Source organism: Photobacterium sp. Ph5 (assembly GCF_022129445.1).
Classification (GTDB): Bacteria; Pseudomonadota; Gammaproteobacteria; order Enterobacterales; family Vibrionaceae; genus Photobacterium.
Genome location: NZ_JADQAQ010000005.1, coordinates 1 through 11,221, shown reverse-complemented (window position 1 = coordinate 11,221; position 11,221 = coordinate 1). Strand labels below are relative to the sequence as shown.

General features: G+C 40.5%; 11 protein-coding genes and 1 pseudogene. 10 read left to right on the top strand and 2 right to left on the bottom strand.

Going from position 1 to position 11,221, the window contains the following annotated elements:
• The 5 genes and pseudogenes from I3259_RS03175 to nth form a co-directional block, all read left to right on the top strand.
• Positions 1-309: pseudogene (locus tag I3259_RS03175) on the top strand (electron transport complex subunit RsxC); the annotation flags it as partial.
• Between the two features lie 2 nt (positions 310-311).
• Positions 312-1,358, top strand: a complete 1,047-nt coding sequence (gene rsxD, locus I3259_RS03170; protein ID WP_238028296.1) for an electron transport complex subunit RsxD — start codon at positions 312-314, stop codon at positions 1,356-1,358.
• A gap of 14 nt (positions 1,359-1,372) precedes the next feature.
• Complete coding sequence (rsxG, locus tag I3259_RS03165) at positions 1,373-2,005, top strand: electron transport complex subunit RsxG (protein WP_238028295.1); 633 nt, start codon at positions 1,373-1,375, stop codon at positions 2,003-2,005.
• 1 nt (position 2,006) lies between these two features.
• Positions 2,007-2,705: an electron transport complex subunit E gene (locus tag I3259_RS03160; protein WP_238028294.1), complete on the top strand. Its 699-nt coding sequence runs from the start codon at positions 2,007-2,009 to the stop codon at positions 2,703-2,705.
• 152 nt (positions 2,706-2,857) lie between these two features.
• Positions 2,858-3,493 carry an endonuclease III gene (gene nth / locus I3259_RS03155; RefSeq protein ID WP_238028293.1) on the top strand — a complete coding sequence of 212 codons (636 nt, stop codon included), beginning with the start codon at positions 2,858-2,860 and terminating at the stop codon, positions 3,491-3,493.
• 67 nt (positions 3,494-3,560) lie between these two features.
• Here nth and I3259_RS03150 read toward each other — a convergent pair whose 3' ends face one another.
• Positions 3,561-4,010, bottom strand: coding sequence for a hypothetical protein (locus I3259_RS03150; RefSeq protein ID WP_238028292.1), 450 nt, complete (start codon positions 4,008-4,010; stop codon positions 3,561-3,563).
• A 179-nt stretch (positions 4,011-4,189) separates the two neighbouring features.
• Between I3259_RS03150 and I3259_RS03145 the strand changes: the two genes are divergently transcribed.
• Positions 4,190-4,804, top strand: coding sequence for a superoxide dismutase (locus tag I3259_RS03145; protein ID WP_238028291.1), 615 nt, complete (start codon positions 4,190-4,192; stop codon positions 4,802-4,804).
• A gap of 36 nt (positions 4,805-4,840) precedes the next feature.
• On the top strand, positions 4,841-5,284 hold the full coding sequence (locus tag I3259_RS03140) for a DUF2753 family protein (protein WP_238028290.1): 444 nt from the start codon (positions 4,841-4,843) through the stop codon (positions 5,282-5,284).
• A gap of 68 nt (positions 5,285-5,352) precedes the next feature.
• On the opposite strand, the gene I3259_RS03135 is transcribed toward I3259_RS03140, so the two are convergent.
• Positions 5,353-6,246, bottom strand: a complete 894-nt coding sequence (locus tag I3259_RS03135) for an OmpA family protein (protein WP_238028289.1) — start codon at positions 6,244-6,246, stop codon at positions 5,353-5,355.
• Positions 6,247-6,474: 228 nt separating this feature from the next.
• Between I3259_RS03135 and rnt the strand changes: the two genes are divergently transcribed.
• The 3 genes from rnt to I3259_RS03120 all read left to right on the top strand — a co-directional run bounded on the left by rnt (position 6,475) and on the right by I3259_RS03120 (position 11,123).
• Positions 6,475-7,140, top strand: coding sequence for a ribonuclease T (gene rnt, locus I3259_RS03130; protein WP_238028288.1), 666 nt, complete (start codon positions 6,475-6,477; stop codon positions 7,138-7,140).
• A 274-nt stretch (positions 7,141-7,414) separates the two neighbouring features.
• A complete protein-coding gene (locus I3259_RS03125) occupies positions 7,415-8,677 on the top strand; it encodes an outer membrane protein transport protein (RefSeq protein WP_238028287.1) in 1,263 nt (420 codons plus the stop codon).
• Positions 8,678-8,714: 37 nt separating this feature from the next.
• Positions 8,715-11,123, top strand: a complete 2,409-nt coding sequence (locus I3259_RS03120) for a VolA/Pla-1 family phospholipase (protein ID WP_238028286.1) — start codon at positions 8,715-8,717, stop codon at positions 11,121-11,123.
• Positions 11,124-11,221 lie beyond the last annotated feature (98 nt).

The following is an 11,221-nucleotide window of genomic DNA, read 5'->3' as shown; positions in this document are numbered from 1 at the left end:
GCTCGTGCTAAAGCAAGAAAAGCCGCACAACAAGCAGAGGCACAAGCTGAATCAACACCTGAACCTGCGGTAGAAACAGAAAGCGTTGATCCGAAAAAAGCCGCTGTCGCTGCTGCCGTGGCCCGTGCTAAAGCAAGGAAAGCCGCACAACAGGCAGAGGCACAAGCTGAATCAACACCTGAACCTATAGTTGAAGCAGAAGACGTTGATCCGAAAAAAACCGCTGTTGCTGCTGCTGTGGCTCGTGCTAAAGCAAGAAAAGCGGCACAACAAGCCGCCAAAGAACAACAAAACATTGAGGAAGATTAATCGTGGCGTTTAATATTGCCAGTTCACCCCATGACCATAACCGCCGTAGCACCAGCGCTATTATGCGTACAGTTATATTATGCTCGGTATTTGGCGTTATTGCTCAATGCTACTTCTTTGGTTTCGGTACTCTGATCCAAATTTTACTAGCATCTATTTCTGCAATCATATTTGAAACTATTGTTGTAAAACTACGTAAGCGTCCCGTTGTACCTTATTTAAGAGATAATACCGCCCTACTTACTGGCGTATTAATTGGTTTATCAATCCCACCATTAGCACCTTGGTGGTTAACCGTGATTGGTGTGTTCTTTGCGATAGTCATTGCAAAACACCTTTATGGCGGGATGGGACAAAACCTCTTTAACCCCGCGATGATTGCTTATGTCGTACTGCTAATTTCATTCCCAGTACAGATGACAACTTGGTTACCACCAGCATCATTGAGTGCACAACCTGCCAACTTTATGGATAGCATTTATGCTATCTTTACTGGCTTTACTCAAGATGGTTTTAGTGTCCCACAACTGAAAATGTCAGTTGATGGTTACACAATGGCAACACCGCTAGATACTTTAAAAACATCGTTACATACGGGCTTTACTACTGCTGAGACGATGGCAAAACCTGTTTATGGTGCAATTGCGGGTATTGGCTGGGAATGGATAAACATGGGCTTCCTTGTTGGCGGGTTAATCCTATTAAAGCTTCGTGTTATTCAATGGCATATCCCTGTTGCTATGCTAACGTCACTGTTTGTGATCAGTAGTCTTGTTTACATTGTGCACCCTGATACAACAGGATCTCCTTTGTTCCACCTATTCTCAGGTGCAACCATGTTAGGTGCTTTCTTTATTGCTACCGATCCAGTAACAGCCTCAACAACAGTAAAAGGCCGATTAATTTTTGGTGGCTTTATCGGTGTCATGATTTATTTGATCCGCACATGGGGTGGCTTCCCTGATGGTGTAGCCTTTGCCGTTTTACTTGGTAACTTATGTGTACCATTGATTGATTACTACACTCGTCCTCGTACATACGGGCACTAATTAAGAGAGCAGCCATGTTTAATGCAATGAAAAAAAACGGTGCTATTCTTGCAATTTTTGCGTGTTTAGCGACAGCACTCGTAGCCTTAACTAACTACCTAACGGAAGATCGTATTGCAGAGCAACAACGACTACAGTTACTGGATACTTTAAATCAAGTTATTCCCGTCGCGAGCCACGATAACTTACTCTACAAAAGTTGTACTTTAGTTAAAGATCACAAACGCTTAGGTACAACCGATGCGATGCCGGCTTATATCGCTAAAAAAGATGATAAACCTGTTGGTATTGCCATTGAAGGTATTGCTCCTGACGGTTACAGCGGTGCAATTAAAATTATTGTTGGCTTAAATATGAAAGGCGTGATCACTGGTGTTCGTGTATTACAACAAAACGAAACACCAGGATTGGGTGATAAAATTGAAACTACAGTCAGTAATTGGATTTACGGTTTTAATGGTAAGCATGTAAACGGTGATAACGACCCATCATTTAAAGTGCGTAAAGATGGTGGTGAGTTTGATCAATTCACAGGTGCGACCATAACACCACGAGCAGTCGTCAAAGCAGTGAAAAACATTTCGTTATACTGGGATCAAAACCAGGATAAAATCATCAACCAACCACTTGATTGTGCGGGTGAGTGATATGACAACTAATAAAGAATTGATGACAAATGGCCTGTGGTCAAACAACCCAGCAGTTGTTCAACTGCTTGGTCTTTGTCCTTTACTCGCCGTTTCATCAACAGTGACAAATGCATTAGGTTTGGGGCTTGCGACGACTTTAGTACTTATTGGCTCAAACTTAATTGTGTCTTTAATTCGTCACTGGGTGCCCTCTGAGATCCGTATACCAGTATTTGTAATGATCATTGCCTCACTTGTAACCTGCGTACAGTTATTGATGAATGCATTTACTTTTGGCTTATACAAATCATTAGGTATCTTCATTGCCTTAATTGTGACTAACTGTATTATCATTGGTCGCGCTGAAGCCTTTGCCTCTAAAAATGCACCATTACCAGCAGTACTCGATGGTTTATGGATGGGTTTAGGCATGACATCTGCCCTATTCATTCTTGGTGCAATGCGAGAATTATTGAGCAAAGGAACCTTGTTTGATGGTGCTGATCGCCTACTAGGTAGCTGGGCATCAGTTTTACGAATCCAAGTGTTCCATTTTGATTCAGGGTTCTTGCTTGCAATGTTACCACCGGGTGCCTTTCTTGGTGTCGGTTTGATGATTGCTGCCAAAAATGTGATTGATAAACGCCGTCAACAAAAACAGCCTAAAGAAGAATCAAAGCCAACGGTTGAACGTGCTCGCGTTACTACCGTAGACTAAGGCTCAAACCCAATAAGTATCATGCTTATTGGGTTTCTTTTTATTACATATCGCGACAAAATAATGGAATAGTAAAATGCTTAATTGCAACGACAGATGCTCACTCTGTCATTCCCTACTTATATTGCAATAAGCCTTATTTGGAATAGAAAATGAATAATCAAAAACGCGTCCAAATTCTTGAACGTTTACGCGCTGAAAACCCACACCCGGAAACAGAGCTTCATTGGAGCACGCCTTTCGAGTTACTGATTGCAGTATTACTTTCAGCGCAAGCTACCGATGTCAGTGTAAATAAAGCAACCGACAAACTTTATCCTATCGCAAATACCCCTCAAGCTATTTACGACTTAGGCGTTGATGGCGTTAAAGAATATATAAAAACCATTGGGTTATTTAATTCTAAAGCAGAAAATGTCATTAAAACCTGTCGTATTCTCTTAGATAAACATAATGGCGAGATCCCCGAAAATCGTGAAGCATTAGAAGCACTACCGGGGGTTGGACGCAAAACAGCTAACGTTGTTTTAAATACAGCATTTGGATGGCCAACGATTGCAGTGGATACCCATATTTTCCGTGTTTGTAACCGTACAAAATTTGCGATGGGTAAAAATGTTGATCAGGTAGAAGAAAAGCTCTTAAAAGTCGTGCCAAAAGAATTTAAAGTCGATGTTCACCATTGGTTAATTTTACATGGACGCTATACCTGTATTGCGAGAAAGCCGCGCTGTGGCAGCTGCCTAATCGAGGACCTTTGTGAGTACAAAGATAAGGTAGATATCTGATTAATAAAAGATTTCATTCAATAAAAAAGGAGCTTAATCGCTCCTTTTTCGTCTCTATTATCAGCAATTAAAGTGGTTCACAATTTACTTTAAAACCGTATGCTTTACGCTTTTCTGCCATTTGTTTTGCGCCTTCCCCCAACTTGTCAAACATCTCATTACGCTCTTCCGCTGAGGGTTTATCTGTACTTGCATCAATCGCTTGCTGCAATTCCACTCGCGCTTTATCTTTATCATCCATCAAGTAACTATTTTGTGCTAAAGCAATATAAGCCAAGCTACGACCTAATGGCGTTGCGGTATGCCCTAGCGCTTCTAACTCTGCGGTAGCACCAGATTCACACGCTTCTAATTTACCAATAGCTTTTGCAACAGGCGCTAAATCAGCACTCACGACTTCTTTTAATACTTTTTTTGTCGTCTCATTCGCTGCTTTCTCAGTCAATGAACTCACACTGAAAATACCCACACCTATCGCAACTAATACAACAACAGCTATTAAAACAACTTTATTCATAACGAAAATCCTTATCTAAACAATGTAAATCATAACCAAAAACCATAAATCCTTTGTTAACTAATCATCAAATTCATAACTTTACAGCTAAAAAATCATTAATATCCATACAAAACACTGGTTGATAGTGATAATAGTTATCATTATTATCTAGTAAACATTTTTACTAGATATAGTTTATGACTCATCAATTTTCGAAATTACCCTATGCTTTTGATGCATTAGAGCCTTATCTTGATGCTAGAACTGTTGAGATCCACTATAGCAAACACCATCGAGGTTATTTTGATAAGTTTATCGCTGCGATTGAAAATACGAATCTCAATGACCAGCCCATTGAAACCATTTTAAGTAATATCTCTCAATATCCTGCTGCGATTCGTAATAATGGTGGTGGTTTCTATAATCACAACCTCTATTGGCAATGTATGTCACCCGAAGGCGTACGCCATCCATCAGGTTTACTTGCAGAAGCAATTAATGCTCATTTTGAAAGTTTTGCTAAGTTCAAAGAGACATTTTCAACATTAGCTGCCAATCATTTTGGTGCTGGGTTTATTTGGATCTCTATCGTAGATGGACGACTCGAGATCTCGGCAACGCCGAACCAATACAACCCGTTAATGGATACGGTAACAATACAAGGCACTCCAATTCTTGCGCTCGATGTATGGGAACATGCTTACTACTTGAGTTACCAAAACGTCCGTCCTGATTACATTGACGCATGGTGGCACTTAGTCGATTGGGAACAAGTTGAGATAAACTACCTTAGCGCGTTACAAGCTTTCTAACCGCAAAGCAATACCACTTTTACAAAGGATAATGACATGGATATTTCAGAGTGGGAAAGACACACCTTAATGGCTGATGATGCTAAGACTAACAATAACCCTTTGATGTCTATTGTTCATTATCAACTCGCATTGTCTATTGCTCAGGAAATCACGGCAGATCCAACTGACATCGAGCAACTAACAGATCTCTTAACGATGAAAGTCGTTTCTTGCCATAATCTTGCTAATTTTTGGCGACAACATGGCGATCCAGACTACGAGTTAAAATATTTGCAACTTGCCTCTGAACAAGTTATTGCATTGATCCCACAGTGCAAACAAACGCAATGCCATAGCTATATAAATTCTTTGGGGGGGTGCCAATCTGCATTGATTAGCTTTTTAAAACGACATCCTAACCCTGCTATAGCTAATCAAGTCAAAGCCATTAACAACTATTCAAGTTGCGAGTTAATTACTTCTTTTAAACTACATTAATAAAAATAAAGCTCGTTATATCATTTGATAATAACGAGCCTTATTCCACTATCTTTCAGATATCACCCTTAATAAATCGGACTCTGTCCTAATGAAATCACAACGCGCCGATTTAAATTTCGCCCCATCGGGGTTGAATTATCCGCAATCGGGCGTCGCTTACCGTATGCTTCCACTTGAACACGATCAGCAGGTAACCCCAACGATTGAAAATACTGACGTAGCTTTTCAGCTCGTCGCTCAGACATCTCTTGGCTTTCCGTAGTACCAGCAATCGAATCATTAAATGCAGCAACTAGCACCAAGTCAATGTCGTCAGAATAACGAACAAAGTCAGCAATTTGAGCAAGACGTTGCTGTGAAATTTTATTTAATGTATCGCTATTTTCACTATAGTGAAGTACAGAAAATGCAATATCTTCAAATCCATACGGCAGTAACTTACTCAGGCATTGGCTAAATGATTGATAACCTTTTTGAAATGCAACCGCAGATAGTCCAACATCTAATGAACGATTTTGCCTCTGCCAATCTTGATACGTAAATGTAGGATTTCGTCCATCTTCTAATTCAGCAAGCATATTCCACACAGTTTTTCCTTGAATATAACCATCAAACTGCTTAAAAAATTTCAATCGTGTGATCGTATTAGCCGACTCGCCGGGCATCCAACGTGCAGGCATAGAGGTTAAACGGACGTTTCGTGTTTCTCCCATCGGGCGATACATTTTTAATTCAAAAGCAACAGATTGTTTTTTACTAGAACGTGCTACAAACTCACCTTCACCATAACCCGGTATATGATGTGACAAACGACACTCCAGCGGCGTATCAACAATAACATTCCACTGTGACTGATTAGGCGATGCGATATATTGCTTCCCAGCCCAACTTGGCAATGAAAACAATAAAACAAATAAATACAATGGCCTAGGCCATTTTTTGAAAATAAAAAATGTCATTATCCAAATGTCTTAATTTAACGTCTCGAAATATAAAGGCTGACTTTTAATTGATACAAATTAAACTTCTCTTTATATCGACCATAACATTCATTGCTTTAACGATTCACAACCCGTTTCACATTAAGAAAAAAGATCCTCACAGTTTTTGTTTATACATCAGATCAAATTGGTATCAAGAGATGGATCTGACATAATAGCCCATTCCTTTATTTTGACAGCAGTGTTATGAGCCAAGATAACGAATTCAACACATTAAAAAGTCGCTTTCGCGGCTACTTTCCCGTCGTCATTGATGTAGAAACCGCAGGATTTAACGCTAAAACAGATGCATTACTTGAAATCTGCGCCGTTACATTACAAATGGATGAAGATGGATGGTTAAAGCCAGCAACAACAATCCACTTCCATGTATCCCCTTTTGAAGGCGCAATTTTACATAAAGAAGCTTTGGAATTTAATGGGATCCGTGATCCATTTAGTCCATTACGTGGTGCTGTATCTGAAGAGCACGCTTTAAAAGAGATCTATAAGCAGATCCGTAAAGAACAAAAAGCCTCTGATTGTTCTCGCGCCATTATGGTTGCGCACAATGCAACGTTTGATCACAGCTTTGTTATGGCGGCATCTGAACGTGCAAAATTAAAACGTAACCCTTTCCACCCGTTTGCAACTTTTGATACAGCCGCATTAAGTGGGCTTGCATTTGGTCAAACGGTATTAGCGAAAGCATGTCAAACGGCAAATATCCCTTTTGATAATCGTGAAGCACACTCAGCACTTTATGATACAGAACGTACCGCAGAGCTATTTTGTGAAATAGTTAACAAATGGAAAAAATTAGGTGGTTGGCCTTTAATGGCTCCTCAAACAGAAGAAATGGATAACAACTAAATACTAATTCTACCTAAACCACAATGAATACCTCTAAGCTCATATTTTTATGAGCTTTTTTTTTATGCATTCTTTATTTCTTGATTTTTAAATTAAACGTTTAAAACACTTACTATAAAAATGCGTTAAATACATGAAAGTTACATTAAAATTTAAGTTACATTTTATTAACATTACAGCAATCCAGTCTTATACTCACTCTTGTACTTAATCTTTGTTTTTCCTTTCAGGGACGAATAAGAAGCTAAATAACAACACATAGAGAGGCAGTATAATGTCCGTAAAAAAACGTTATCTCACCATTGTCGTAACCTCAGCATTAGTTTCAACGCAGGCTTACTCTGCAGGCTTCCAAGTTTCAGAACAATCAGCAACAGGCTTAGGGCGTGCATTTGCTGGTGAAGCCGCTATTGCTGATAACCCCGGAGTTCTCGCTCGTAACCCTGCAAGCATGACCAAATTCGATAAAATGGCTATTTCAGCACAAGGAAGTATTGTCTTACCAGACATCGATGTAACTGCGCATGATGCTCCTAATGGTGAACAAACCGCCGAAGATGTCGCACCTCTCGCATTTGTGCCTTCAACTTACTTTGTTCAACCTCTTAACGACCGTTTATCTTGGGGAATGTCTTTATTCTCTAATTATGGGGTAACAACCGATTACCCTGATGATTTCTATGATGGAACATCCGCAGGTAAAACCTCACTTATCACCATAAACTTAAACCCAAGTATTGCCTATAAACTCAATGACCAATGGAGTATCGGTGTTGGTGTTAGTGCTGTTTATGCAAAAGCTGAGCTTTACCGTCACTATGGACAAAATGCATTACCGTTTTATCCTGCAATCAAGCCCAGCGATAAAACCATTAATATGGAAGGAGAGACATGGGCATTTGGCTGGAATATTGGCACCCTCTTTGAACTTGATGAGAATAACCGTTTTGGCTTAGCTTATCGCTCACAAGTTGATCTTGATTTTGATGGTGAATTTACTGATTACTCGGGTCAAGTTCTTGGCGCCAGTCGCCGTGGTACAACCATTGATGCAAAACTTGCGGCCCCACTCCCAGCGACTGCAGAGTTTTCAGGTTTTCATCAACTCAATAATCAATTAGCACTGCACTACAGTATTTTTTGGACCCAATGGAGTGAGTTTACTGAGCTAAAAGCTACCAGCAGTGAATGTAACTTTGAGGGACAACTACCCGGTGTCTGCTTATTGAAAGAAGAGAAATATGACGATGCATTCCGCTGGGCTATTGGTAGTACATACAATCTTAATCCACAAGTCACCTTACGTGCCGGCTTTGCTTACGATGAGCAAGGCGGTAAGGCAACATTGAGTATTCCAGATACTGACCGCTTCTGGTACTCCGCAGGAGCAAGCTATAAATACAGCGACCAATTAAGTTTTGATCTAGGTGTTAGTTATGTCTACGGCAAAGACGGCACATTTACTGAAGCGGGAGATAGCTTCACCGCAACCAGCGATGCTTTCATCGGTGCCGCGCAAGCTAATTACATTTTTTAACCCAAGACTGAACTAAGAATTGAAAGTAAGGAATACTATGAACAAGCATTTTTTATCAATCATTATAGCTGCTAGCTTGGGACTAACCGGATGTGGTGGCGACAGCAAAACAACAGGCGCCCCTACGATTGACCCAGACACTGCCGACAGCCTAAATGCAGAAACAAAAATCAACTTTGATATTATCTCAAATCCAAGTTCGCCAATTATTGTAACGCCGACCTATTTAGCGATGGATCAGGAAGATGGCACATTAAGTATTGAGAGTACCGCAGCAGATCCAACAGATATCTCTAATCCTGTCGTTGCTATGGGTGCAACCGATGGTTGGAGTACAAGCCAACCGATCCTTGTCAACTTTAAAGGTAATCCATTAAACCCAGACAGTGCGGCTGGAAGTTTCTATCTAATAAAATCAGGCGATCCTACTGACACCTCAGATAGCACTGCGCCTACAAAGCTGGTTGAAGGGCAAGATTATCTTGTTCAAGCCTCTGGTGACACATTAACAGCAGTCTTACTTAAGCCTTTAGATCCTGCTAGCAATTATATGTTTGCTGTCACTAATATACTAAAAGATGATAAAAATAATCCTGTCGGTACCAGCAGTTCATACGCCACATTAAAATCGACGGCAACACCGCCCTCTCCAGCCTTACTTCCAGCCCAGGCAGTGACCCAAGCAACCGAAACTGCTTTTACACAAGTTGGGGTTGATAAAGACAGCATTATTTTCTCATCATGGTTTACCACAGCCTCTGTAGGTGATGTGCTTTTTGCAGCAAAATCCGCAACAGCATTAGCGATAAATAGTAAGCCGTCCGATATTTGGAAAGGCACGGCAATCGACAGCAGTATTGATACAACTACCTTAGATAGCACCCTATTTAATATTGATCGACCAACGTCTAAAGGAAATACACTCGGTGGTTTGGGTGAGATATTCACAGGTACGATTCACCTTCCCTATTTCCTAGATATGCAGCCAGATAAATTCTTAAATACGCCTTGGCAAAGTGGTATGCCGAGCCTTGCTAAAATTCAATACGTACTAGCAAATGGTACCGATGCCGAAAAGCTTGCCGTTCAAACAAAAATTGCAGAGCTAAATATCGATCCAACAGACTTTGCTAATGTAGCAACAGATCCCGCAGCACAACAACGCGTATTAACCGCGTTAACTGGCGCTGAAATTCTCTTACCTGATGGTAAGCAATTAGATGAAGCAAGGCTGATCACTCGTTATAGCCCAGTGCCTAAACTGCGCTCAATCGCTTCAATCGAGTACACATTAGTACTACCTAATAATCCTAACTGTAAAACTCCTTTATCTAACAGCGTCACTATTTATCAGCATGGTGTAACTAGCAGTAAAGATACTCTGACTACTACTGGATTAGCTGATAGTTTGATTGGCGATAAATGCCGAGCGATATTTGCGATAAACCTTCCATTGCATGGTGATCGAGGTATCGGTGGTGTTACTGCAGCAGACAATCCATCTATTTATTTAAACCTCGGTGCACTAACCGTTGCCCGTGATAATTTACGTCAAAGTACGATTGATGTGATCAATCTAAAAGCATCAATTACACGTCTCTTTGTACAAATAGGTACTTTGGCACAAACGGCACCAGATCAACTTGCAAATCTAGGTGTACTAGCAACGTTAAACCCTCAGGCAAAGGTTAACTTTACTGGTCATTCATTAGGTGCAATGACTGGGATTAATGTGGCAAATGTGACAAATCGTCCAACTGGCAATGACGCCGCAGATCAACTCTTCGCGATTGATCAATTTGCACTTGCAAATCCTGGCGCTGAGATCCCTTACTTACTCTTAAATTCAGGAAGCTTTGGCAATCTCATCAAAGGGAATATTTTAGCAAGCTCAAATGCTGACTTTAAAAACCAATGTGGTGATACATCGATACCACTTTGTTATCAAGGTTATGAAGCGGGATTAATTAGTGATGGTAGTGAAACCTCATTAGCAACGCTAAGCACAATTTATGACTCATTTACACAGTTTGCTTATGCCGCACAAACAGTGCTTGATAGTGTCGATCCTATTAACCATTCGTTATTAGTGCCAAGCACTACTTCTGTTTACCTAACCCAAGTACAAAATGATCAAACTATCCCTAATCTCACACCACCAGGAACAACAGTAACGGGCACTGAAATCCCTGTTCCTTATTCACCGTTTACAGGCACTACACCTCTACTCAATACGATGCAATTGGTACCAACAACCGCATCGATTAATGGCACACTAGTGAGGAATGCGGTGCTATTTAACGTAGGAAGCCATTCATCATTACTCGATCCATCATCAGATGCTGCTGTAACAAGTGAAATGCAATCAGAAATGCATTCATTTATTAATGGTGATGGCAAAACATTAACCATAACGGATACAAATGTATTAAACGCAGCACCTTAGGTCACATAACTAATCAATACAGCTCAAAGGCTAGCATTCTGCTCTGTCTCTTATACACAAATCCCTAAGCTGCAGCTTGGGGATTTTTTTGAACTAAT

Bases quoted from the DNA above. Each gene is read 5' to 3' on its own strand.
- rsxG (WP_238028295.1), top strand. From the start codon at position 1,373: ATGTTTAATGCAATGAAAAAAAACGGTGCTATTCTTGCAATTTTTGCG.
- I3259_RS03160 (WP_238028294.1), top strand. From the start codon at position 2,007: ATGACAACTAATAAAGAATTGATGACAAATGGCCTGTGGTCAAACAAC.
- nth (WP_238028293.1), top strand. From the start codon at position 2,858: ATGAATAATCAAAAACGCGTCCAAATTCTTGAACGTTTACGCGCTGAA.
- I3259_RS03150 (WP_238028292.1), bottom strand. From the start codon at position 4,010: ATGAATAAAGTTGTTTTAATAGCTGTTGTTGTATTAGTTGCGATAGGT.
- I3259_RS03145 (WP_238028291.1), top strand. From the start codon at position 4,190: ATGACTCATCAATTTTCGAAATTACCCTATGCTTTTGATGCATTAGAG.
- I3259_RS03140 (WP_238028290.1), top strand. From the start codon at position 4,841: ATGGATATTTCAGAGTGGGAAAGACACACCTTAATGGCTGATGATGCT.
- I3259_RS03135 (WP_238028289.1), bottom strand. From the start codon at position 6,246: ATGACATTTTTTATTTTCAAAAAATGGCCTAGGCCATTGTATTTATTT.
- rnt (WP_238028288.1), top strand. From the start codon at position 6,475: ATGAGCCAAGATAACGAATTCAACACATTAAAAAGTCGCTTTCGCGGC.
- I3259_RS03125 (WP_238028287.1), top strand. From the start codon at position 7,415: ATGTCCGTAAAAAAACGTTATCTCACCATTGTCGTAACCTCAGCATTA.
- I3259_RS03120 (WP_238028286.1), top strand. From the start codon at position 8,715: ATGAACAAGCATTTTTTATCAATCATTATAGCTGCTAGCTTGGGACTA.